The sequence below is a fragment of the Sediminibacter sp. Hel_I_10 genome (genome assembly GCF_000688335.1).
GTDB lineage: Bacteria > Bacteroidota > Bacteroidia > Flavobacteriales > Flavobacteriaceae > Psychroserpens.
The window spans coordinates 3,321,260-3,346,492 of sequence record NZ_JHZX01000001.1 but is presented as its reverse complement, the minus strand read 5'-3'; the positions used below and the strand labels follow the sequence as shown (position 1 = coordinate 3,346,492).

At 38.5% G+C, this 25,233-nt stretch carries 22 protein-coding genes; 15 read left to right on the top strand and 7 right to left on the bottom strand.

What is annotated here, in order from left to right:
• Window position 1 precedes the first annotated feature (1 nt).
• From P176_RS0115035 to P176_RS0115015, 5 genes are all read left to right on the top strand, one after another.
• Window positions 2–364: a cupin domain-containing protein gene (locus P176_RS0115035; protein ID WP_026755482.1), complete on the top strand. Its 363-nt coding sequence runs from the start codon at window positions 2–4 to the stop codon at window positions 362–364.
• Window positions 365–1,192 carry an alpha/beta hydrolase gene (locus P176_RS0115030; protein WP_026755481.1) on the top strand — a complete coding sequence of 276 codons (828 nt, stop codon included), beginning with the start codon at window positions 365–367 and terminating at the stop codon, window positions 1,190–1,192.
• 17 nt (window positions 1,193–1,209) lie between these two features.
• Window positions 1,210–1,965 carry a pseudouridine synthase gene (locus tag P176_RS0115025; RefSeq protein ID WP_026755480.1) on the top strand — a complete coding sequence of 252 codons (756 nt, stop codon included), beginning with the start codon at window positions 1,210–1,212 and terminating at the stop codon, window positions 1,963–1,965.
• Between the two features lie 93 nt (window positions 1,966–2,058).
• Window positions 2,059–2,244: a membrane protein gene (locus tag P176_RS20610; protein WP_026755479.1), complete on the top strand. Its 186-nt coding sequence runs from the start codon at window positions 2,059–2,061 to the stop codon at window positions 2,242–2,244.
• Between the two features lie 4 nt (window positions 2,245–2,248).
• Complete coding sequence (locus tag P176_RS0115015) at window positions 2,249–2,674, top strand: VOC family protein (RefSeq protein ID WP_026755478.1); 426 nt, start codon at window positions 2,249–2,251, stop codon at window positions 2,672–2,674.
• A 23-nt stretch (window positions 2,675–2,697) separates the two neighbouring features.
• Here the strand turns inward: P176_RS0115015 and P176_RS0115010 are convergent, their stop codons facing one another.
• Together P176_RS0115010 and ffh are read right to left on the bottom strand one after the other, a co-directional pair.
• A complete protein-coding gene (locus P176_RS0115010) occupies window positions 2,698–3,579 on the bottom strand; it encodes a bifunctional 5,10-methylenetetrahydrofolate dehydrogenase/5,10-methenyltetrahydrofolate cyclohydrolase (protein ID WP_026755477.1) in 882 nt (293 codons plus the stop codon).
• Window positions 3,580–3,716: 137 nt separating this feature from the next.
• Window positions 3,717–5,048 (bottom strand): signal recognition particle protein, encoded by a 1,332-nt coding sequence (ffh, locus tag P176_RS0115005; protein ID WP_026755476.1) that lies wholly within the window; start codon window positions 5,046–5,048, stop codon window positions 3,717–3,719.
• A 506-nt stretch (window positions 5,049–5,554) separates the two neighbouring features.
• On the opposite strand from ffh, the gene P176_RS0115000 reads away from it, so the two are divergent.
• Window positions 5,555–6,070: an RNA polymerase sigma factor gene (locus P176_RS0115000; RefSeq protein WP_026755475.1), complete on the top strand. Its 516-nt coding sequence runs from the start codon at window positions 5,555–5,557 to the stop codon at window positions 6,068–6,070.
• Window positions 6,071–6,078: 8 nt separating this feature from the next.
• On the opposite strand, the gene P176_RS0114995 is transcribed toward P176_RS0115000, so the two are convergent.
• Together P176_RS0114995 and P176_RS0114990 are read right to left on the bottom strand one after the other, a co-directional pair.
• The gene (locus tag P176_RS0114995) at window positions 6,079–8,406 is read right to left on the bottom strand and encodes an ATP-dependent helicase (protein ID WP_026755474.1); all 2,328 of its coding nucleotides are present in this window, start codon (window positions 8,404–8,406) and stop codon (window positions 6,079–6,081) included.
• A 78-nt stretch (window positions 8,407–8,484) separates the two neighbouring features.
• Window positions 8,485–10,056: a hypothetical protein gene (locus tag P176_RS0114990; RefSeq protein ID WP_026755473.1), complete on the bottom strand. Its 1,572-nt coding sequence runs from the start codon at window positions 10,054–10,056 to the stop codon at window positions 8,485–8,487.
• 71 nt (window positions 10,057–10,127) lie between these two features.
• Here P176_RS0114990 and P176_RS0114985 point away from each other — a divergent pair, with 71 nt between their 5' ends.
• Both P176_RS0114985 and P176_RS0114980 read left to right on the top strand, forming a co-directional pair.
• A complete protein-coding gene (locus P176_RS0114985; protein WP_026755472.1) occupies window positions 10,128–11,684 on the top strand; it encodes an FMN-binding glutamate synthase family protein in 1,557 nt (518 codons plus the stop codon).
• A gap of 59 nt (window positions 11,685–11,743) precedes the next feature.
• The gene (locus P176_RS0114980) at window positions 11,744–12,265 is read left to right on the top strand and encodes a hypothetical protein (RefSeq protein ID WP_026755471.1); all 522 of its coding nucleotides are present in this window, start codon (window positions 11,744–11,746) and stop codon (window positions 12,263–12,265) included.
• 76 nt (window positions 12,266–12,341) lie between these two features.
• On the opposite strand, the gene P176_RS0114975 is transcribed toward P176_RS0114980, so the two are convergent.
• Window positions 12,342–13,253, bottom strand: a complete 912-nt coding sequence (locus P176_RS0114975) for a patatin family protein (RefSeq protein ID WP_026755470.1) — start codon at window positions 13,251–13,253, stop codon at window positions 12,342–12,344.
• Between the two features lies 1 nt (window position 13,254).
• Window positions 13,255–15,261, bottom strand: coding sequence for a M1 family metallopeptidase (locus P176_RS0114970; protein ID WP_026755469.1), 2,007 nt, complete (start codon window positions 15,259–15,261; stop codon window positions 13,255–13,257).
• A 171-nt stretch (window positions 15,262–15,432) separates the two neighbouring features.
• Between P176_RS0114970 and recG the strand changes: the two genes are divergently transcribed.
• Both recG and P176_RS19585 read left to right on the top strand, forming a co-directional pair.
• Window positions 15,433–17,535, top strand: coding sequence for an ATP-dependent DNA helicase RecG (gene recG / locus P176_RS0114965; RefSeq protein ID WP_026755468.1), 2,103 nt, complete (start codon window positions 15,433–15,435; stop codon window positions 17,533–17,535).
• Between the two features lie 24 nt (window positions 17,536–17,559).
• Window positions 17,560–18,312, top strand: a complete 753-nt coding sequence (locus P176_RS19585; protein ID WP_051605518.1) for a hypothetical protein — start codon at window positions 17,560–17,562, stop codon at window positions 18,310–18,312.
• 457 nt (window positions 18,313–18,769) lie between these two features.
• Here the strand turns inward: P176_RS19585 and P176_RS0114950 are convergent, their stop codons facing one another.
• Window positions 18,770–19,297: a hypothetical protein gene (locus tag P176_RS0114950; protein WP_026755466.1), complete on the bottom strand. Its 528-nt coding sequence runs from the start codon at window positions 19,295–19,297 to the stop codon at window positions 18,770–18,772.
• Between the two features lie 186 nt (window positions 19,298–19,483).
• Between P176_RS0114950 and P176_RS0114945 the strand changes: the two genes are divergently transcribed.
• From P176_RS0114945 to P176_RS0114930, 5 genes are all read left to right on the top strand, one after another.
• Window positions 19,484–19,846 carry a S24 family peptidase gene (locus tag P176_RS0114945; RefSeq protein ID WP_026755465.1) on the top strand — a complete coding sequence of 121 codons (363 nt, stop codon included), beginning with the start codon at window positions 19,484–19,486 and terminating at the stop codon, window positions 19,844–19,846.
• The gene (locus P176_RS0114940) at window positions 19,843–21,123 is read left to right on the top strand and encodes a Y-family DNA polymerase (protein WP_026755464.1); all 1,281 of its coding nucleotides are present in this window, start codon (window positions 19,843–19,845) and stop codon (window positions 21,121–21,123) included. The genes P176_RS0114945 and P176_RS0114940 overlap by 4 nt, the downstream gene beginning before the upstream one ends.
• 107 nt (window positions 21,124–21,230) lie before the next feature.
• Entirely contained in the window at window positions 21,231–24,062 is a 2,832-nt protein-coding gene (uvrA, locus tag P176_RS0114935) for an excinuclease ABC subunit UvrA (RefSeq protein ID WP_026755463.1), read from the top strand.
• A 126-nt stretch (window positions 24,063–24,188) separates the two neighbouring features.
• On the top strand, window positions 24,189–24,356 hold the full coding sequence (locus P176_RS20445) for a lmo0937 family membrane protein (protein WP_156033107.1): 168 nt from the start codon (window positions 24,189–24,191) through the stop codon (window positions 24,354–24,356).
• Window positions 24,357–24,510: 154 nt separating this feature from the next.
• On the top strand, window positions 24,511–25,200 hold the full coding sequence (locus tag P176_RS0114930) for a TIGR00730 family Rossman fold protein (protein WP_026755462.1): 690 nt from the start codon (window positions 24,511–24,513) through the stop codon (window positions 25,198–25,200).
• The last annotated feature ends 33 nt before the right edge of the window (window positions 25,201–25,233 follow it).

The window sequence follows — 25,233 nt, the reverse complement described above, 5'->3', positions numbered from 1 at the left end:
AATGAAACCATACATCATACAGAACAGTCCCTTTGTAGTACCAACCGATGACGGCAAAGTTATCAATGAACATTTTGGGTTGGCTACAGATGGCAATAGCGCCATAAGTATTGCACAAATGAAAGCACCTGCTGGTTGGAGTGAACCTTTTCAAACACCAGAATTTGATGAGTTTACATTTATAGTTAAGGGTAAAAAACAGTTCATTATTGGTGACGATGAAATTATTCTAGAAGCTGGACAATCCATAAAAATCCAAAAAAACACACGCGTTCAATATTCAAATCCGTTTACCGAAGTCTGTGAGTATATCTCTATATGTACACCAGCATTTTCAATGGAATTGGTAAACAGGGAATCTTAAATGAAACAGGTTATTGCAAAAATTCTCGGGGGGTTTATCAATGTTTGGGCATTTATTTCGGCAAAAAGTGCTGCTAAAATGTCCTTAAAACTGTTCTCATCACCAAGACGGATCTCCATTAAAGAAAAGCAAAAAGATTTTCTAGAAACTGCTTTTATTGAAGACGTTGACTTTGGAAAACACAGCTTAAAAACCTATCGTTGGTTGGGTAAAAAAGAAACCATATTGCTGGCCCATGGTTGGGAAAGCAATTCCTTTAGATGGAAAAGCCTGATCCTTAAACTCAATGAGTTGGATTATAATATAGTGGCACTAGATGCTCCCGGCCACGGCTACTCCAGTGGAAGACGTTTCAATGCCATTCTCTATGCCGATTGTATCCACGTAATTGCTAAAAAATTTAGAGCTAATATCGTGATCGGACATTCGGTTGGTGGTATGGCCACGGCGTTTTTTCAACATAAATATCAGATGGAATCGGTTACAAAACTCATTCTCTTGGGAGCACCTTCAAACTTCTCAGGAGTATTCCACAGGTATGTTGATATGATGGGCTATAGCAAGCGCGTTGCCAAAGCAATGGACCAATTAATTTTGAAAGAGTTCAATTATCTACCCGAACATTTTAATGCCGCTAAATTTTCCGAAGTTATCACTGCGGAAGGTTTAATCATTCATGATAAAACAGATAGAATCATCCCTTACAGCGATGCTGAGGATTTTAAGGCTTTTTATAAAAAATCTAAATTGATCACTACCGAAGGGTTTGGACATGGCTTAAAAAATGTAGAAGTAGACGAGCATATCATCAACTTTATTAACGGATAGTTTCGTAATTTTGAGCTATGGCAGAAGAACTGAAAAGAATCAATAAATTTCTAAGTGAAGCGGGCTATTGCTCCCGTCGTGAAGCAGATAAACTCATCACTGCAGGACGCGTTACCATTAACGGTGTAGTCCCAGAAATGGGAACAAAAATAACAGCGTCTGACCAAGTGCAGGTAGACGGCAAACCCATTGTAAATACTAAAGAAGATTTTGTATATCTCGCCTTCAACAAACCTGTGGGCATTGTTTGCACTACAGATACAAGGGTTGAAAAAGACAACATCATTGATTATATCAATTACCCAAAGCGTATTTTTCCAATAGGTCGATTAGATAAGCCAAGTGAGGGACTCATCCTTTTAACAGACGATGGAGACATTGTCAACAAAATATTAAGGGCCAGCAACAACCACGAGAAAGAATATATCGTCACGGTAGATAAAACCATTTCACAAACCTTTGTACAGCGTATGGCTGGAGGGATTTATCTAGAGGACCTAGATAAAACCACTAAGACCTGTGAGGTTAAAAAAATAGACTCGCATACTTTTAGTATTATTTTGACCCAAGGTTTAAATCGACAGATTAGGCGCATGTGTGAGTATCTAGATTATGAGGTACAAACACTGCAACGTGTGCGTATTATGAACATCTCATTAGACATGCCTCTTGGTGAATATCGAGAGCTCACCAAATCAGAGTTTGCAGAACTAGAGCAGTTGCTAGAAGACTCCACAAAAACATTTGAGGCTAGAAAGAAAAAGAGAACGTAATTTTTTTCTGTTAAAAAAAGCATCAAAAAAGAACATCTTTGATTTTTGAATGTCTTAATATCGCTCATTAATTATCTAACTAACTTTATAATTATGATTAAGATATTATCATTAGTGCTTACCATTGGAGGTATGATTGCGTTAATCTTAGGTGTTCTAGGCATCTTTGGAAATAATGTTGTTTCACTAAGCCCATGGGCACTTACAATCTTAGGAGTGGTTTTTTTCCTTTCTTGTGTGTCTATGCTTAAATACCGTAAAGATAAACCCGCAGAATAATAGTATGAGTCAAATAATTTCCCCATTCCATATTGCCATTCCTGTTCATAATTTAGAAGAATGCCGTAAATTTTATCGTGATATTCTCAAGTGTGAAGAAGGCAGAAGTAGTGAGCATTGGGTAGATTTCAACCTATTTGGGCATCAATTGGTCGTACATTACAAACCCAAAACCGAAGACCAACTACACACTAATACTGTAGATGGCAAATCGGTACCCGTGCCTCATTATGGGGTTGTTTTACCTTGGAATGATTTTCAAAATTTTGCGGATCAGCTCAAAGCAGAAGGTGTCAACTTTGTGATAGCGCCTTATATTCGTTTTGAAGGTGAGGTTGGCGAGCAAGCCACAATGTTCTTTTTAGATCCTGCGGGAAACGCTTTAGAGTTTAAAGCGTTTAAGGACATCGATCAGCTCTTTGCTAAGTGAGTATTGCTTCTAACTTAAACGTGTTATTTACCCATGCGCTGCTCTCTAGCGAGTAAGGTGTTTTTTAGCAACATGGCAATTGTCATGGGTCCCACACCACCCGGAACCGGCGTTATGTAACTTGCCTTTTTACTTACATTTTCAAAATCAACATCGCCTGTAATTCTGTAGCCCTTCGTGGTAGAATCGTCTGGAACTCTTGTAATGCCCACATCAATAATAACCACGTCATCTTTTACCATTTCTGCTTTCAAGAAATTAGGTACTCCCAGTGCCGAAATAATAATATCTGCTTGAGAGGTAATCTGGGTGATGTTTTTAGTATGGCTGTGGGTTAACGTCACGGTAGAATTTCCAGGAAACCCTTTACGTCCCATCAAAATACTCATTGGTCTTCCAACAATGTGACTTCTTCCTATAACGACTGTATGTTTCCCTTTGGTCTCTACGCCATAACGATCCATTAATTCCAAAATACCAAATGGCGTTGCCGGTATAAAAGTGGTCATATCTAAAGCCATTTTTCCGAAGTTCTCAGGGTGAAATCCATCTACATCCTTACTAGGATCTACGGCCATCAATACTTTTCTGGTGTTGATCTGCGGAGGCAATGGCAATTGAATGATAAACCCATCGATGTTATCATCTTGGTTGAGTTCTTCAATTTTATCCAAAAGCTCAATTTCACTGGTGGTATTAGAAAGACGCACCATAGTAGACTCAAATCCAACACGCTCGCATGCACGAACCTTACTTCCAACGTACGTTAAACTCGCACCATCATTTCCAACAATAACCGCGGCTAAGTGAGGCACTTTTTCACCTTTCTCCTTCATCTTATCGACTTGGTCCTTGATTTCGTTTTTAATGTCGTTGCTTACTTTTTTTCCGTCTAGTATGGTCATGTCTATATCGTTTTCAGTTGAAATCTTAAATATGGAATGTTATGTTGGCTGTATGTATATACTGTTCTGTTGCAAAAATTTAAGGAAATCGTTTCATAAATCCTTGCTACGAACACCTGTTTTAAAAAACACGATGGTTAACGCATTCCGCCTTTCATGGCTTGCATCATGGCTTTGCCTTTTCCACCTTGCATCATCTTCATCATCTTGCTCATTTGGTTAAACTGCTTTAAAAGTTGATTTACTTCTTGCACTGAAGTACCAGAACCTTTACCAATTCTTTGCTTTCTTCTAGAGTTGATCACGGATGGGTTAGAGCGTTCTTCTGGCGTCATACTATGAATGATAGCTTCAATTCCTTTAAAAGCATCATCATCAATATCCACATCTTTCATCATCTTACCTGCTCCAGGAATCATTCCAATAAGGTCCTTCATGTTCCCCATTTTCTTGATCTGTTGAATCTGCTTTAAGAAATCATCAAAACCAAATTTGTTTTTGGCAATTTTCTTCTGAATTTTTCTTGCTTCTTCCTCATCATATTGTTCTTGAGCACGCTCTACAAGAGACACGACATCTCCCATCCCCAAAATTCTGTCGGCCATACGAGATGGATAGAACACGTCTATCGCTTCCATCTTTTCACCAGTACCAATAAACTTAATTGGCTTATTGACTACAGATTTAATGGATATTGCTGCACCACCGCGCGTATCACCATCTAATTTTGTTAAGATAACACCATCAAAGTTAAGGATGTCGTTAAAGGCTTTCGCCGTATTTACAGCATCTTGACCCGTCATAGAATCTACAACAAAAAGCGTTTCCTGTGGCTCAATGGCTTTATGGATATTAGAAATTTCTTTCATCATCGCATCATCAACCGCTAAACGACCGGCGGTATCTATAATAACGACGTTGTAGCCTTTAGCCTTAGCGTGAGCAATACCGGCTTGCGCAATGGCTACAGGATCAGTATTTCCTTTATCACTATAGACCTCTACTCCTATTTGATCTCCTACAACGTGTAATTGATCAATAGCCGCAGGACGATAAACGTCACAGGCCACAAGTAAAGGTTGCTTTGTTTTTTTATTTTTTAAGTAGTTTGCTAGTTTACCAGAGAACGTGGTTTTACCAGAACCTTGAAGCCCAGACATCAAAATCACACTTGGGTTTCCTGATAGATTGATACCCTCTGCATCACCACCCATCAACTCGGTAAGCTCATCCTTAACCAGCTTTACCATCAGCTGTCCTGGCTGAAGACTGGTCAAAACGTCTTGACCCAATGCTTTTTCCTTAACCGTATTGGTAAAATCTTTCGCTATTTTAAAGTTAACATCGGCATCTAAAAGCGCACGTCTCACTTCTTTAAGGGTTTCGGCTACGTTAACTTCCGAAATACTACCGTGACCTTTTAAAACGTGTAAGGCTTTATCTAACTTTTCACTTAAATTATTGAACATGCTTCTTAAAAATTTTAGAACTGCAAATTTAACGATTTGCAGCGTATTTATAAAGATTAGGATTGAGAAATAATTGGTTATTAGACAGACATAGAAGATATTTGTCTATAGCGGTAAAAGATTTGATCTGTAATGTGTAAAGATTAACAATAATGACAGATACATCAAAAGCTCACTAAATTGTAAAAAGCGTTCAAATGAACCGTCTTCAACATTTTTGAAAGAAAATAGAGTTCGGGAATCACGATCCCACTAAAAACAGAGAAATGAGCTCAACTCATGCACTTTAAACTTTTTAAAAATACTTAAAGCGAAAATTTTACAAAAAAAAAGGATTGCCTTACCAAGCAATCCTTTTACAATTAACTAAAAACTAAAACTAACAATTCAGAATTTACCTTCCCTCATCTGAATGTTGACTTTGTTATATAACAACTAAACTCTAAAAACTCCTACCCCTAAAGTTTCCGAAGTTATTTATACCTTAGCCCTGCTATTTAAAATCCATGTCAAAATCCCTCAAAGACCATATATGCGAGGAACAGTTGTTCGCCGCTATTTTTAAAAAACACGCAAAAGATCTGCATGATTTTCTATATTATAAGTTTGGGCAGCAACTCAATCCTGAAGATCGCATGCAGGAAGCTTTCGTAAAACTATGGGAGAATTGTGCAAAGGTGACCCCTTCTAAGGCAAAAAGTTTTTTATTTACTACCGCCAATAATTTGATGCTCAACGCCTATGCTCACCAAAAAGTGGTACTCAAACATCAAAAAACAAAACCAAATCACAGTACAAACATTACTCCTGAATTCGTCCTCGAAGAAAAACAATACCGTAAGAAACTAGAATTGGCCATTGCCAATCTCACCGAAGCACAACGGGTCGCCTTTTTAATGAATCGCGTAGAAGGGAAACGTTTTAAAGAAATTGCAGAACTTTTAGACATCTCAACTAAAGCTGTTGAGAAGCGTATTTATGGTGCCTTAAAAAAATTACGGGAACAAATTGATGAAATTTAAATATGACCTCAGCCTAAAACACTCAATTTAGCGAATCTCAACAACAGCTTTTTAACACCGCCATGTTCAAAATTGATTTCGGCCTTAACATCGGCACCTTTACCTTCAATTTTCAAAACCTCTCCTTTTCCAAAACGGGAATGCTCCACAATATTACCTTGAGCCAAATTGCCATCAAATAGATTGGTGTCAAAATTATTTTCATTGGCTGCTCCACTTTTCTTAACCGGCTTTAAATTTTTGGGCGCTACAAATTTTGGAACTTTAGCTTCAGACTTGCGTTTTATTGGTTTTTTAAACCGAATTCTGTTTGGTTCTACATCTCCAAAAATATCTGCGCTCAACATCGGGTTTTGACGCGGATCATTAACAGGCGTCTTCACATCTAAATATTGCTCATCTATTTCTTCTATAAAGCGGCTTGGCTCTGCATCTATTAATTTACCCCAGCGATATCTCGATAAGGTATAGGTAAGGTAAGCTTGTTCTTCGGCACGGGTCAAGGCCACATAAAACAACCGGCGCTCCTCCTCCAACTCACTTCTGGTATTCATACTCATGGCACTTGGGAAGAGATCTTCTTCCATACCCACAATATACACATGAGGAAACTCAAGACCTTTAGCCAAGTGAATGGTCATTAAAGCCACACGATCATCATCTCCTTTATCATTATCAAGATCTGTTGCCAAGGCTACATCTTCCAAAAATTCGGCAATAGAACCTGTTGCATCGGCTAATTCTCTTTGCCCTTCAACAAAATCTTTCATACCATTGAGTAGCTCCTCAATGTTTTCCAAACGTTGAATATCTTCTGGTGTTGATTCTTTATTATATTCCCTAACAATACCTGTCACTTTTGTGACTTCTTCTGCCAATTCAAAGGCATTAGAATTTTGACTGGTCACTTGAAAGCGCTCAATCATGGTCACAAAATTCTTTAATTTGGTACGTGTACCACTGTTCACATTGACTTCAGTCTTGTCAATGTGTTTCATCACCTCAAAAATGGAGCGATTATAGCCATTAGCTGCTACCACTAATTTATCTATCGTGGTTTGACCAATACCTCTCCCTGGAAAATTGATGACTCGCTTTAAGGCTTCCTCATCACTAGGATTGATAACGAGACGCAAATAAGACAGAACATCCTTGATTTCTTTACGTTGGTAAAATGAGAGTCCGCCATAAATACGATACGGAATATTACGTTTCCGAAGCGCATCTTCAATAGCTCGAGATTGTGCATTAGTTCTATACAACACCGCAAAATCATTATCTTTTAATTGGCCTTGCATTTTGTTCTCAAAAATAGAACTTGCCACAAAACGACCTTCATCACCATCGGTCATCAAACGATTGACGATGATTTTTGGACCTTCATCATTAGCCGTCCAAACTATTTTATCGAGCTTGGTCTGGTTCTTATCAATAATCGAGTTCGCAGCATTGACGATATTTTTGGTGGAACGGTAATTTTGCTCCAGTCGAAATACCTTAACGTCGTCATAATCTCTTTGGAAATTTAAAATATTGTTGATATTCGCACCCCTAAACGCATAAATACTTTGCGCATCGTCACCAACAACGCATATATTTTGAAAACGGTCTGACAGTGCTCTTACAATCAAGTACTGAGAATGGTTGGTATCTTGGTACTCATCTACCAAAATATATCTAAATCGGTCTTGATACTTGGCGAGCACATCTGGATAACGCGTCAAAAGCTCATTGGTTCTTAAAAGTAAATCATCAAAATCCATTGCTCCAGCCTTAAAACAGCGGTCCACGTAATTTTTGTATATCTCACCAAGCTTGGGACGTTTGGCCATGGTATCGGCCTCAATCAATTCGGGATTTTGAAAATACGCTTTAACAGTAATCAAACTGTTTTTATAAGAGGAAATTCTAGAGCGTACTTGTTTGGTCTTGTATACCTCTTTTTCAAGTCCCATTTCCTTTATGATAGCAGCAATCAATTTATCGGAGTCTTGCGTATCATAAATTGTGAAATTGCTTGGAAAGCCCAATTTATCGGCTTCAATACGAAGGATTTTAGCAAACACCGAGTGAAAAGTGCCCATCCATAAATTTTTTGCCTCACTGGCTCCAACAATCTCGGCAATCCTACCTTTCATCTCTCGTGCGGCCTTATTGGTAAAGGTTAAAGAAAGAATGTTGAAGGGATCAACACCTTGACTCATTAAATAAGCAATACGAAAGGTTAAAACTCTCGTTTTACCAGAACCTGCTCCTGCAATTACAATCATGGGACCATCTTTTTGCAAAGTGGGTTCCAATTGGGCGTCATTTAACTGACTTAAGTATTTTTCCATAGACTTTTCAAAAATATAATACTCCCCAGCTTAATGCAAAAGCATTCGCTTAAAGTTATAAACGGTTTTAAACAGTAGTTAATCTTTCTTTTTACCAGAGCCCGTCATTGCAGATTGCAGACCACTTTTTGCATTGATCCAAACGTAGTTAAATATCGACTTTGTTTTATTGCGCTCAATGTCGCTAGAACTACCATATCGATAATCGCTGTCTTTTTGATCACTAGATTTGGCCACCAATAAGTTAACGAGGCCAGAAAGTAACTTGTTCTTTTCCCTACCATCCTTTTGAAGAATGACGATATCAAATTCGTCATAATCTGTTTTCAAATCTACGTGCGATTTATTATTATTTCCGTCAATGGTAAAATAGGTCTTGATCAACTCGCCCTCTAATTTGATATTTAGATTAGGTTTCATAAACGCATTAAGGTCTTCGGCATGGAGCATGCCTAATCGCGCTTTAAATGTAAAGCGGTCATTGACATCGTTGACATCAAAATTCCAATCAATTTCAAGCGGTGTGCTTTTCATAAAGGTGGTATTGATATCAATTTTAGTAAGCTCCCCTTCACCATAAGTATTTCCTAGGTTTGTAATAGTAGCGTCCAATTGCTTAAAATCCAATTGCCCTGCAGAGTTGCCTGGTTTCACTTTTTCTTCATAAACAATAGTGCCCTTATTAATTGAGATTTCTTGAATATCTAAGTTAAACTTGAGATTACGCAACATTTTACTGTACAACGCTTTCTGTGACATCTCATCTGCCAATAATTTATCCCGATAAACCTCTAACTTAGGTTGGTCTAAAATGATTTTTTTACTTCGGAAATCAAACACTGAGTCTTGATGAAACCCAACATCCTGTCCTTGGAATTCTATGGAAGGCATCACCAAATCAAAATGATCACGCTCTTTATCAATCAAGGTCGATAGCTTTTCTTTAGAATATGTTGTCTGTAATTTCAAGTTAGAGAATGTAGAATGCTCCTTGGTAATAGCAATCGCACCAACACTCAAATCATCGTAAGGATTCACTCGATATTTAAGGTTTTTGGTTTGTATTGATAGTGCTTTAAAGTCCATTGGTACTTTAGAGGCCATCGTCTTTGAATTGACCTTAAGCTGATCTAAGCTAAGATTCAAGGCTTCTGTCTTAAAAATCAAGGAATCTGTTCCATATTGAAATACCTCTATATCTGCCTCGGAAATTTCAAAATTCTGAACTTGAATTGCTTTTTTGAACTGTTTTTGAGCAGAAGTATTATACGAACTTTCGCTTATTTGATCATTGTGATAGTAGGTCATTTTTGGCGATACAAATCGGATACTTTCAATAGCGATTGTATCATGAACCAAATACGTCCAATAACTCAAATCTTCTACTGCAACAGTTTTCAGTTCAACCCTTGCATTGACTTCTCCCGTAGTCTCACCTTTAATGGTTAAGACGGGGTTAACGAGCGTCAAATTTCCGCCTAAAATATTGAGGTCAAAATCATCGTATTGCAACTTGATATGAGACGGTAATTTTTCAACCATTGCTTCAAATTTGCGATTCGCAACATCATCTGCAATAAAAAAAACCGCTATAATGAGCACTACAATACCTCCCAGTATCAGTGCTATTTTCTTAGTTCTACTGTTCATGTTATAAAGATAATCTTTCGGGCTAATGACAACAATTTATTTTAAATATCTTTACGCTCAAAGAAAAAATTATGGATACGGTTTTAGACTTTTTATCAAACATATCATGGTGGATGTGGATTCTCATAGTGTTGCTAATCGTGGCAATACGGGATGTTTTACAACGCCCCCACACCATTAGTCACAACTTTCCTATTGTGGGACATTTGCGATATGCCCTGGAGAGTATTGGCCCAGAGTTGCGTCAATATCTTGTAGCCAATAATAGAGAAGAGTTGCCTTTTAATCGTATCGAACGTGGTTGGGTATATGCCTCTTCAAAAAACGAAAATAATTACGAGGGTTTTGGTACCGATCGCGATATTTACGCCCATCAACATTTATTTGTAAACAATGCCATGTTTCCTTTTAAAATGAAGCAAGGCCACCCAAACGAAACAGACAACTCATTTTTACCTTGCGCTAAAGTGATTGGCGCTTATCATAAACGCGAAAAACCCTTTCGTCCAAAATCTGTTATCAACGTCTCCGCCATGAGTTACGGTTCTTTATCGGCCAAGGCTATTGAATCTTTGAACAAGGGTGTTAAAATTGCAGGAGCTTACCACAATACCGGCGAGGGTGGATTGTCTCCCTATCATAAAAATGGCGGTGATGTGGTTTTTCATTTTGGCACTGGATATTTTGGAGTAAGAACCGAAGACGGCAATTTTTCTATGGAAAAAATGAAGCAACTTGTTAAAGACAATCCTTTTATAAGAGCCATTGAAGTGAAGTTATCCCAAGGTGCAAAGCCAGGGAAAGGTGGGGTGCTTCCAGGTTCGAAAATCAGTAAGGAAATTGCTGAAATTAGAGGTGTTGAAGTCGGTAAAACCGTATTATCTCCTCCAAACCATAAGGCTTTTTCAACAATTCCCGAGATGGTACAGCTCATCGAAGACATCGCCAGAGAAACCGGATTACCAGTGGGCGTAAAAGCTGCCATTGGTAAACTAGGACAATGGGAAGAGCTAGCCGACTACATGCTCAAAACGGGCCAAGGACCAGATTTTATAACAGTAGATGGTGGCGAAGGCGGTACCGGTGCAGCTCCTCCGAGTTTTGCAGACCACGTTTCTTTACCTTGGGTTTATGGGTTTGGAGACCTCTACAAATTATTTAAAAAGAAAGGCCTTGCCCAACATATCGTTTTTATTGGCAGCGGGAAACTTGGCTTTCCTGCCAAAGCTGCTATGGCCTTTGCTATGGGAGCCGATTGTATTAATGTTGCCCGTGAGGCCATGATGAGCATTGGCTGCATCCAGGCGCAAGTGTGCCACACCAACCGTTGCCCAAGTGGTGTTGCTACTCAAAACAAATGGTTACAACACGGTATTGATGTACCCTTAAAATCAGAACGTTTGGCACAGTATTTTAAAACCTTTAGAAAAGAATTGATCGAAATCACCCACGCGGCGGGCTATGAGCATCCTTGCCAATTTACTATGGATGATATTGAAGTAAATGTGGATGATCATAATTTATCCAAGGAATTGAGCAATACCTATCACTATCATAAAGTTCCAGTTCCGTTTACATCAATGCAAGACCTTAAGGATTGCATGCATTTAGGCGGACACAAAGTCTAAATTTCTTAACTATTCGCTAGAAAATTATTTAAGTTTACAGCCCAAAAGCATAACAGGTCATGGAAGACGATATTTTATCCCTCTTATTTTACTGTATCCCAGCAGCAATTACTGGAGCAGTAGCATACTACTTCTTTAAGCAATATTCTGATAATGAGAATCAGAGACGAAATTTTCAAATAAAAAAAGAGCTCCATCAGCAGGCGCTTCCGTCGCGGTTGCAAGCTTATGAACGCTTCTCATTATTTTTAGAGCGTACAAAACCTACAAAATTAGTGGTAAGAGTAGCTCCAACCTCAACCAATAAAGAAGATTACGAAAGCCTCCTTATTGCGAGTATTGAACAAGAGTTTGAGCATAACCTTGCACAACAAATTTATATTAGTGATGATTGTTGGAGCATTATAGTCACTGCCAAAAATGCAACCATTCAAATGATTCGGAAATCGACGATTTCAGAAAAAGTAACGTCTGCAGACAAATTACGTGAAGTCATCTTAACCGATATGATGGACAAACGTGCTCCAGGAGATGCTGGATTGGCTTTTATAAAAGACGAAGTTTCTAGTATTTGGAGTTAAGTTTATTTTATCAAAACAGAAACGTTTTGTTTGCTGAGCAAGTTTCTGTTTAGCTACTTCTGGGTATTTCAAAAAATTATTCTGTACCGGCATTCAACTGGCTATGCTCTTCATTTTTGAGCTTGGCATGAGTAAGACCGCGCTCCCACCATTGTGTCATTTTATCTTTTTTGAAAATAAGCGAATTGGTGGTTAGCACCGTTGGAGTGTAGTAAAAATTAATAATCGCATTTTGATTGGTGGCTACAAATTTCCCAATCCTAATGTTGCTGTTTTCAATTCTATCCAACATAAAGGCAAACATATTGGTGAGCAATGAGAAGGCATTTATAGAGGGCATTCGGTTAAATACCGTCACCTCAGTTTGCAAAACAATGGCATCTACAACCGTGGCACCACGTTTAATGGCTTCTTCAATGGGAACCATAGAGCCAAGCCCACCATCAGCATACTCGCAACCATTTTTTTTCACTAAAGACATAAATGGTGTGTAATTACAGGAAATCCAAACCCACTCACAAAACTCTTCATAATCCAGTTCTTTTATAGACTTATACTCTACTTCATTAATAGATAAGTTTGAAACTGTTACCACAACATCCAATGCGCTTTCTTTTAAAGTTTCAAATTCATCACGTAATAGCGTTTCCTTAATTAGCGATTTTAAATTATAACTTTCTCCAAAGGTCTTACTGCCTTTTAAAATATTCCGAAGCACATTAAAATGATTGATCCCAATCGTCTCGACGCCTTTTTTCTTTTTAATAATAAAAGGGCAAACGCTAAAAATGGAGTTTTGATCGACATTGGTATAGACCTCTTTAATTTTCTGGACTTTTTTTAAGGCCAAGTGAGACACCAACAAACTGCCCGTAGAGGTGCCTATAAAAATATCGTAGTGGTTTTGTTTGTTCTCCACTAAATATTGGGCGACGCCTCCTGCAAAAGCGCCTTTACTTCCTCCTCCAGATATCACTAATGCTCTCATCTTATGATTTGATTTTAAGTTTTGCTTCGGAAATAAGCATTTTTAAATTTGGGTCCGCTTCAAGTTCGGCGATCAGATTTTTAGCAAATTTCGAAAATTGCCAAACATGGTGATGGCTTGCCTCAATTAAACTTGATAGGGATGGTTTATCCCATGCTCCTAACAATTTCAAATAGTTAAAGGCATTCATGCGCGCTTCAAAATGTTGATCTGGCAATGAATACCCAATAAGTTCTTCTAACACCGCTTGTTTTTGATCTGTTTGATATTCTAAAGTATTTAGGTGGAGCGCGAGCCAAAGCAAACGCACGTTCTTATCGTTGAATCCCATGACGGTTTTGGTCTTCTCTAAGTACTTTACACGCTCTTCTGGGAAGCTGGCCCATAAATTATAAAGTGCATTTTCAATGGTGAGATACGACTTATCATTCAGCAAGGTCTCGTATTTTGATTTAAGATCTGGAGAGATGGTTTGCACATATCTGGAGATGGCCTGTCTCACTTCCAGACTAGTAGCAAAGACCTCAGCTTCAACATGATTTGGCATTTGAGCAATGACCTTGATTTTTGCCTTATCGGAAATATTAGACACAAGATAATCCTTACATTTTTGAGAAAATACTTCGCAATTAACACCAAAATAGGTGCTCATAAATTCGGAAACTTTTAAACTTTTAACCATAGCATCTTCGGGAAGTGTGATCCCCGTAAGCCAATCGGCTTCAAATTGTGAGAGATCAAAACCACTGGCCTGCTCCACTTCCGAAATAAAATCTTGAGTCTCTACATTAGCATAAGCGTTCTTCTCTAAATACTGTTTTACTGCCAATTGAAATGCAGAATCGCCTACCTGCTCCCGCAATATATGAAGTGCCCAAGCGCCTTTTTTATAAAAGGTGGTGCTACTTGATTTTGGATTGAGCAAGGCAGTGCTTTCGCCAGCTTCTTCTTGAGCAATCAACTCTTGTGCATACTCAAACAATTGCCAATAATAATGGTCTTCTCCAAAAACAGAACGCTCAGCTAAAAGTGCATAATACGTTGCAAAGCCCTCTTGCAACCAATGGTGTTCTCCAGAGCTTGCGGTTACATCATCACCAAACCATTGATGAGCGAGCTCATGGGCATTTACCGTAATGTAATTTTTATCGTTAAATCCAATGGAATCTACCACAAAACTATCTGAAAAAATGGTGAGCGTGCTGTTTTCCATTCCTGAATACAGAAAATCTTTTACAGGAACTTGCTTATAATTTTGCCAAGGAAAAGGTACACCAATCTCTTCTTCCAAAACATCAAACATTTGTTTAGAATACCGATAGGTTGGCTCTGCTTTTAAGGAATCTTCAGGATAAAAATAGTAAGATAAAGGGATCCCGCTTTTTGAAGTCTCTGTTTGTTTATGATACTTGCCTATAGCGAGAGCCACCAAATAACTTGGCATAGGCTTTTGCATATCATAAGACCATATGGTATTTTGCCCATCTTCTATTTTATCCATCAACTTTCCATTAGCGATAACCTCAAAACCGCTGGTGTAAGTGATTTTTAAATCAAACTCAATCTTATCGTTTACATCATCAATACTTGGCAGCCAGTTGCTGGTGTATTTTCCTTGGCCCTGCGTCCAGATCTGATCTTCAATAAAGTAGAGTGCTTTTGATGGGCTGGCACTGTAATCAAACGTCACAACGTATGTTTGCTTCGCTTTGAATGGATGCATCAGCCATAGTTTTTGATCGTCGACTTTTGACAACATTGTCAAACTTTGATCATCTTTTATATAATTTACAGGCGTAGTCAACTTAAAGTTTTTGGCATCTAGATAAATTGAATCGGTCGATTCTAAAATCTCAAAGGTCAACTTAAGTGCTCCATAAACCTGTTGGTCTTGATTTGCAAAAGACAGATATGCCTTGATGCTTTTAAAATCAACACGTTCGGTTTGTTGAGCGCTCACATTTCCGAAGAAAAAAAGTAAACATAAAAGGTAAAAGACTAGTTTCATTATTTGGGTATTGCAAGAATGTCACCAAAATACAATAAAACGATTTATTGAGGAAGCAGGTTCAAGGGATTACTTTTGAAATGTACACGAATGTCACTCTCAAAAGATAACCTTAGGATAAGACTGTTTTTTGAATTCCTGTCTTCGTAGGAATTCAGTAAATTCGCAAATATGAGTACCAACCTCCAAACACCTATCGATTACCTTAAGGGAGTTGGCCCAAATCGGGCCGATTTGCTACGCAGTGAATTGGGGATACATACCTATCAAGACTTAATCAACCTCTTTCCCAATCGGTATTTAGACCGCACGCAATACTATAAAATCAACCAATTAGAACGTAATAGTGCCGAGGTTCAAATTATTGGCAAAATCACAGGGTTTAAAGAGATTGCTCAAAACAGAGGCAAACGCTTGGTGGCAAGATTTCAAGATGATACCAGCAGTATGGAGTTGGTTTGGTTTCGTGGTCAAAAGTGGATTAAGGAAAACGTGAAATTGAATGTGCCTTACGTCATCTTTGGAAAGGTTAATTGGTTCAATGGTCTTTTTAGCCTGCCTCATCCCGAGATGGAGTTACTGAGCAGTCACGAACAAAACCTGAGGTCGGCCATGCAGCCGGTGTATCCTTCTACCGAAAAACTCTCTAACAAAGGCGTGACCAATAAAGTGCTCAATACGATCATGCAAAATCTCTTTTTAGAAACCAACGGGCGTTTTGTTGAAACACTGCCTTCGGGTATTCTTTCTGAGTTGAAATTGCTCTCTAAAAGCGAAGCCCTTCTCAATATTCATTTCCCCAAGCAACAAGATCTTTTGGCGAGAGCCGAATTTCGATTAAAGTTTGAGGAACTATTTTACATCCAAATTCAGCTTATTTTAAAGAACCTTATTCATAAATCGAAAATCAAAGGGTTTAATTTTGATTCGGTCGGGACCTATTTCAACACCTTTTACAAACACCATTTACCGTTTGATTTGACCAATGCCCAAAAGCGTGTTTTAAAGGAAATTAGACAAGATTTGGGAAGCAATGCGCAAATGAACCGCTTGCTACAAGGAGACGTTGGCTCGGGCAAAACCATTGTGGCTTTTATGAGCATGCTCATGGCTTTAGACAATAATTTTCAAGCCTGTTTAATGGCTCCTACGGAAATTTTAGCCATACAACATTATCAAGGTTTAAGCGAACTGGCTGAGAAAATGGACATCTCTATCGCGCTACTTACAGGTTCTAGCAACAGGTCGCAACGCAAGATCATTCATGCCGATTTGGAAAGTGGTGCCCTCCATATTTTGATAGGTACACATGCCCTTTTGGAAGACAAAGTGAAATTTCAAAATCTGGGACTTGCCATTATTGACGAGCAACATCGGTTTGGGGTGGCACAACGTTCTAAACTTTGGGCTAAAAACACCATTCCGCCACACGTTCTCGTGATGACTGCAACGCCCATACCCCGCACTTTAGCCATGTCTGTTTACGGCGATCTGGATATTTCGGTTATTGACGAGTTACCTCCAGGGAGACAAAAAATCAAAACAGTACATCGGTTTGATAAAAATCGCTTGAAAGTGATGCGATTTATGCGCGATGAAATCGAAAAAGGACGTCAGATCTACATCGTTTATCCTTTAATTCAGGAAAGCGAAAAAATGGATTACAAAGATTTAATGGATGGCTATGAAAGTATTGTAAGAGAATTTCCGCAGCCAAAATATCAAATCTCAATTGTGCACGGACAAATGAAACCGGCAGACAAAGACTATGAAATGCAGCGTTTTGTTAACGCACAAACACAAATTATGGTGGCCACTACGGTCATTGAAGTTGGGGTAAATGTTCCAAATGCCTCGGTAATGATCATTGAAAGTGCAGAGCGGTTTGGTTTATCGCAATTGCACCAATTGCGTGGCCGTGTGGGTAGAGGTGCCGAGCAGAGTTATTGTATCTTAATGACGGGACATAAACTGAGTCAGGATAGTAAAGTGCGTTTAGAAACCATGACCAGAACAAGCGATGGTTTTGAAATTGCCGAAGTCGATTTAAAGCTACGTGGTCCTGGGGATATTATGGGGACGCAACAGAGCGGAGTGCTTCATCTAAAAATTGCTGACGTTATCAAGGACAAGGATATTTTGCAAAGCTCTCGGTTTTACGCCAAACGTATTCTTAGCGCAGATCCTACTTTGGTTCATCCTGACCATAAGGTCGTTTTACAAACCTATCGTGCTTTAGGAAAGTACAAGAACATTTGGAACTACATTAGTTGATACTTAAATCATAAAAAACCAACCATGGCAAAGCCAACAAAAATTCTGAAAATCATTGGTGGGATCATCGTTTTCTTTACGTTGCCCACCCTCCTTCTTTTTCTATTCATGTACCTCAAATATAATGAAGCGTTACCTCAAGGTACAGAAGGTGCTCAAGCAGATGCTCTGGCCACAAAAATGCTTGATGCTTTGGATGATGAGGCCTATCAAGCCACTAACTATATCGAATTTACATTTAAAAATCGCCATCATTACGAATGGGATAAAGCCAACAACACCTGTGCTGTGTTTTGGAAATCTTTTAGAGTCGAACTTGATTTAGCACATACAAACAACTCTCAAGTATTTGTAGCCGACCAAAAGTACGATGGAAAAGAAAAGCAAGACTATATAAAAAAAGCGACCGATTACTTTAATAACGATACGTTTTGGCTGGTAGCGCCTTACAAGGTTTTTGATGACGGGGTAGAGCGTCGCTTGGTAAATACCGAAGACCATAAAGATGCCCTTTTAGTGACTTACACCTCTGGCGGCTCCACCCCTGGAGACTCCTACTTATGGCATTTAAATGAAAAAGGAATGCCCCAGAGTTTTCAAATGTGGGTCGATATTCTGCCCATTGATGGTCTTGAAGCCTCTTGGAATGATTGGACCATAACCGAGACCGGTGCCAAATTACCCACCTTTCATAAGTTCTTGTTTTTAGGTCTGGAGATTGGAGATCTAAAAACTGATTCTTCTGAAAATGAAGACCATAAACGTAGGTTCAATTAAAGCTATAACTGCATAATTTGGACATTTGCAAGAGATAGAATGAAACTATGGATTGTGTCTGATACTCTAAAAAAACGACAACAGATGAAGGACATTTTTAATTTTACCTACGAGTGTCTCCTGTATCTCTCCAAAATTTCAGGTTTCACGTACAAGGAAATCAATATTATAATTTGGTTTATAATCTTGCCTTTATCTTGGACCCTAATGATCGATAAAATAAAAGGTAAGAACATTTACTGTTTTAGTTGTTTTTATGCCATTATCATAATGACCGTATTACTCATCTCCGATTTTTCTAATTTGTCAAAAACGTTATTTAATAAGTCTGCTGATATGTTAAGAAGTTTGCATGTGGTTGGGGCTAATTACACCGTGTCATCTGTAGTTATATGCTTATTTATACCTTTAATTTTCTATATAATCCTAATAAAAAAAGCATATTTCAGCAACAGAACTAACTAGATTTCTGTCCCACAAACTGTTGGGTTTTCAGTTTAAACAACACATTAAAAGACGTTAAACTTCCATAACTTCTAGTAAGGTATTGTTGAAGATCAATCTTCTCCTGTTCATCTAAGTTTTTACTGGCATTGATTTTCTGCTCCATAACACGCAATCGATCGCGCACCATGGTAATTTTATGGAAGAAACTGTCTATAGGCAACTCTTTGCCTTGAAGCGTGGTATCTCCCGGTTCTAAAATCAATTTCCCGCCTTTCCATTTATCGGTAATTGGTACCACCTCGCTGACATCGCTCCATCGTTTTAAAATATGTACCAAACTACTTTCAACCTCCGCAAAGCTCACACTGTCTACCTCATCTTCGCAAGCCTCAATCACCTCAAAATCGCTGTCAATCTCAATGGTTTCTAGTCCGGCCTCTATAAACGTGACCCAATAATGTTTTGAAGTGACATTGGTTACGACGCCTTTTCCAAATTCGCTATGGTGTATTCTTGAACCTATTCCTAGTAATTGCATGATTTCAAATTTTAAGTCCTACAAGTATAGTAATTGATTTGAAAACCACAAATGGAAAATGAACTGTAAGCCTAGAATTAACATTTTTTAAATAACTACAATTTGTAGTATTTAAAACTATTAATTGTAGCATTGGTTATTTTAGGTTAAATTCGGCTCGTTAATAGCTCTAAATTTTAATGTCCTATGAATAAATACACCGTAAGCCCCGTTGAGCGTTCTTCTAGAAATTATCGCGTACAGCGACCTACTCAAACAGGATTCTCCAGTCCTGCCACACATTATTCTGAACCCGCCATCGATTTAAACGAGGTTTTGATAAAAAACAAAAATGCTACGTTTTATGTAAGACTGGCCGACGATAGCTTTATGGACTTTGGCATTTGTAGAAATGATGTGCTCATCGTTGATAAATCCATTCCCGCATCTAAACACTACTTGGCCTTGATTATTACCGACGGTGAGTTTAAGGTAGAACGACTTAAAGCACAAACCACATACGAAGTTTGGGGCATTATTACCCACATTATAAAATCAGTATTGTCATGATAGCGCTGGTAGATTGCAACAGTTTTTATGCCTCTTGCGAACAAGTGTTTCGTCCCGATCTAAAAAACAAACCTGTTGTGGTACTGAGCAATAATGATGGATGCATCATTGCCGCCAATGCAGAGGCCAAAGCATTGGCACACATTCCCATGTTTCAGCCCGTATTTAAAATTAAACAGATTCTTGAGGCCAATAATGTGGTGTGTGTTTCGTCTAACTACACACTGTATAGTGACATGTCTCGTCGGGTGATGGACACGCTTAAATTATTTTCACCCAAGGTTGAAGAATATAGCATTGACGAAAGTTTTGTAGACTTATCGCATTATGCTGATGAAGACTTAGAACAAATTGCAAAAGACATCAAGAACACCGTCTATCAACATACAGGAATCCCTGTAGGCGTTGGTATTGCCAAAACAAAATCGCTCTCAAAATTAGCCAATAGATATGCTAAAAAAAGCGTCGCAAACAAGGGGACTTACGTGGTTACTTCGGAAGAAAAACGCATCGAACTCCTTAAATACATTGCCATAAAAGATACATGGGGCATTGGCAAGCAACATGCCAAGCGCTTACAAAATGCAGGAAAACATACGGCTTATGATTTTGCTGAAATGCCAGTTGCGTGGGTACGCAAGCAAATGACTGTTATTGGCGAACGTTTATGGCGCGAACTCAATAACGATATTTGCCTTCAATTGACCACCGCTCCAGATCCTAAAAAAGGCATCGGCACGGCAAAATCCTTTGGTTATAAGCTTACCGATTATTCTCTTATTCAAGAAGCATGTAGTTATTACGTTTCCGAAGTTGCAGACCTCTTACGGCAACAAAAAAGTGCTGCTACCAAAATTGAAATTTATTTAACCACAAACTACCACAGTGACTCTGATAAGCAGTATAAAAACACCATTGTATTGACGTTAGATCAGCCAACCAATAGCACCATCCTCTTAACAAAGACGGCGCTTAAAGGCCTGAAAGCTATTTTCAAAACGGGCTATCGCTACAAAAAAGTAGGCGTGAATTTAATGGGATTGGTGCCAGAGCATCATATCCAAACCAGCTTGTTTCAAGACAGCTCAGATGTTGCAGATGACATCTTAACCCAACTCATGGATGAGATGAACGGTAAATTCGGTAAAAACAAAATTAAATTGGCCACAGTTGGTAATCGCGAGAAAGAATGGGCGCTCATTAAAGAGCATCGCAGCCCAAGATACACCACACAATGGAATGAACTGCTTACTATTGGCAGCAAAACCAAGTCCTAATAAAGCCCTAATCCTCTTCTTTTGAGCAATCCTCTTAACTATCAATTAACAACAGAAATCCTTACCTTTGCAACTTTGTTATTCAAAAGATAATTTCAGCAGTATTTATGAGCAAATTTGAGGATGCCATTGAGGTAAAAGGAGCGAGAGTTCATAACTTAAAAAACATTGATGTTACCATACCCAGAGAGCAATTGGTGGTCATTACAGGACTTTCTGGTAGTGGGAAATCTTCTTTGGCTTTTGACACCATTTATGCAGAAGGCCAGCGGCGTTATATAGAAACCTTCTCGGCCTATGCACGTCAGTTTTTAGGTGGTCTAGAGCGTCCAGACGTTGACAAGATTGACGGCCTTTCTCCTGTAATTGCCATTGAGCAAAAAACAACGAGTAAATCACCGCGCTCCACAGTGGGCACCATCACTGAGATTTATGATTTTTTACGTCTGCTTTATGCGCGTGCCAGTGATGCATACAGCTATAATACTGGCGAAAAAATGGTAAGCTATAGCGATGAGCAAATCAAAGAGTTGATTAAAGAAAGTTATCAAGGCAAACGCATTAACATCTTGTCTCCGGTAATTCGCTCTAGAAAGGGACATTATCGTGAACTTTTTGAACAAATTGCAAAACAAGGCTTTGTAAAAGTAAGAACCGACGGCGAAGTTAAAGACATTGTCAAGGGCATGAAGTTAGACCGTTATAAAACTCACGATATTGAGATTGTCATTGACCGACTCAAAATTGATGACACTGCTGATAACGATAAGCGACTCTCTGAAACCATTAACACCGCCATGTATCATGGTGATGATGTGCTTATGGTGCTGGATCAAGACAGTAATGAAGCACGTTATTTTAGTCGAAATTTGATGTGCCCAAGTTCTGGCATCTCCTACCCCAATCCTGAGCCAAATAACTTTTCGTTCAACTCGCCAAAGGGCGCTTGCCCTACCTGTAATGGTATTGGCACCTTATATAAAGTGAACGAGACTAAGATTGTTCCAGATGACAGTCTTTCTATTAAAGCAGGTGCTTTGGCACCTCATGGTCCACAAAAAAACAGTTGGATCTTTAAACAATTTGAAACCATTGCCCAACGGTTTGATTTTAAACTGAGTGACCCCTATAAAGACCTTCCGAAGGAAGCGAAACAAATGATCATGTATGGTGGCAATGATAAATTTACTGTAGAAAGCAAAACACTTGGGGTAACCCGAGAGTATAAAATAGATTTTGAAGGCGTTGCCAATTTTATAGAAAGCCAATATGAAAATGCAGACACGACCTCGTTGAAAAGATGGGCAAAAGAATATATGGACAAGGTAGAATGTCCAGATTGTGAAGGCTCAAGGCTAAGAAAAGAATCCCTTTACTTTAAAGTAAATGGACTTAATATTGCCGAATTAGCTCAAAAAGACATCGTCGATTTAGCAGACTGGTTTCAAAACTTAAGCCAACACTTAAGCAAGACCCAACTTCAAATTGCCGAAGAAATCATTAAGGAAATCAAAAACCGCTTACAGTTTTTACTTGATGTCGGATTGGATTACCTCTCGCTCAACCGCGGTTCTAAATCACTTTCTGGTGGTGAGGCGCAGCGTATTCGTTTGGCAACCCAAATTGGATCTCAATTGGTTGGAGTACTCTATATTTTAGATGAGCCAAGCATTGGTTTACACCAAAGAGATAATGAAAAGCTTATCAATTCTTTAGTTGCACTGCGTGATATTGGCAACTCGGTAATTGTTGTTGAGCATGATAAGGACATGATTGAACGTGCCGATTATGTTATTGATATTGGGCCCAAAGCAGGTAAGTATGGTGGAGAAATCATCAGCATAGGGACACCAAAGGAGTTATTGACCCATGACACCCTAACTGCAGATTATCTTAATGGAAAGAAAGAAATCCCAGTGCCTAAAGAACGACGAAAAGGAAATGGAAAAAAAATAACACTTAAAGGATGCACCGGTAACAATCTTAAAAACGTATCCATAGATCTACCTTTAGGCAAAATGATAGGTATTACAGGGGTCTCAGGAAGTGGAAAATCGACCCTAATTAACGAGACGCTCTATCCTATAATGAACGCCTATTATTTTAATGGGGTTAAAATCCCAATGCCCTATAAAAGCATAAAAGGGCTAGAGCATGCCGATAAGGTTATTGATATCAATCAAAGTCCAATAGGGCGCACACCCAGAAGTAACCCGGCAACTTATACGGGAACCTTTAGCGAAATACGAAGTCTGTTTGCTAAAATCCCAGAGGCCATGATTCGTGGCTATAAGCCCGGTCGTTTTAGTTTTAACGTAAAAGGCGGACGTTGTGAGACCTGCCAAGGTGGTGGACTACGCGTTATTGAGATGAATTTTCTCCCAGATGTTTACGTGGAATGTGAAACCTGCCAAGGCAAACGCTTTAATAGAGAGACCCTAGAAATTAGATACAAAGGAAAATCCATTAGTGATGTGCTAGATATGACCATTTCCGAAGGTGTCGAGTTTTTTGAGCATATCCCAAAAATCCATAAAAAACTTAAAACCATTAAAGATGTTGGCTTAGGCTACATCACGCTCGGTCAACAAAGCACCACCCTTTCTGGTGGTGAGGCGCAACGTATTAAACTGGCAACAGAATTAAGCAAACGCGATACGGGAAACACCTTTTACATTTTAGATGAACCTACAACGGGGCTCCACTTTGAAGATATTAGAGTCCTAATGTTAGTGCTTAACAAATTGGTTGATAAAGGCAATACCGTTTTAATTATAGAGCACAATCTTGATGTTATTAAAATGTGTGACTATATTATTGATATAGGATATGAAGGTGGTCAAGGCGGCGGAAAAGTAGTAGCCAAAGGAACTCCTGAAGAGATTATTAAAGACAAAAAAAGCTACACGGCAAAATTCTTAAAAAAGGAGCTCAAATAAGGTGAAATTGGAGATTTGACACCAATGCGTCCTTTTTTCAAATAATTGTGTGTTCAAAAGCATTTAAACTAGAGATTCATCAAGTAAATGTTGTAAATTTATTCTCTAACCTTAAAACAATCAATTATGAAGGGTATTCTTTGGCTTGTAGCAGTCATCTGTATTATAGTATGGCTACTAGGATTTTTAGGCGTTGTTCCAGGACTTGGAACTAGCAGTTTAATCCACATTTTATTGGTCATCGCGGTGATCGTTATTTTATATAATATCATTTCTGGACGACGACCATTATAAGAAACGTCAATTTTTAAACGATACTAAAGGTAGGCCAAATGGTCTGCCTTTTTTTATTGAGAATCTACACATTTTAATAGCTATTTTTTAACATTTCTTCTTGTCAATTGCCTTATTTTTGTGATTTTGCGAACATAATAGACTTAGAATATATATGAGAAAAGAACAGAACCACAAAGGATGGAATGAGATCAAAACCAATGACAGTTGGGCCATATTCAAGATTATGGGAGAATTTGTTAATGGCTATGAAAAATTAAGCAAAATAGGACCATGTGTTTCTATTTTTGGTTCAGCAAGAACAAAACCTGATCATAAGTATTATAAATTAGCAGAAGAAGTGGCTACCAAAATTGTTGCCCATGGCTATGGTGTTATTACTGGTGGAGGTCCAGGTATCATGGAAGCCGGTAACAAAGGAGCACACATTGCAGGAGGTACTTCGGTTGGACTTAATATAGATCTACCTTTTGAACAGCACGATAATCCTTACATAGATAATGATAAGAGTTTGGATTTTGATTACTTTTTTGTAAGAAAGGTGATGTTTGTAAAGTACTCTCAAGGTTTTGTAGTCATGCCTGGAGGTTTTGGCACATTAGATGAGCTCTTTGAGGCCATCACACTGATTCAAACCAATAAAATCGAAAAATTTCCAATCATCTTAGTCGGTACAGACTTTTGGGGCGGTCTTATGGAATGGATTAAAACAACGCTCCTAGAGGCCAACAATAACGTGAGCGCTAAAGATCTAGATTTGATCCACGTTGTAGACAGTGCCGATGAAGTTATTGATATCCTCGACCAATTTTATAAAGAGTACGGTTTAAGTCCAAACTTTTAATATTTGTCTTCCCTAATTTATTACGATGCTTAA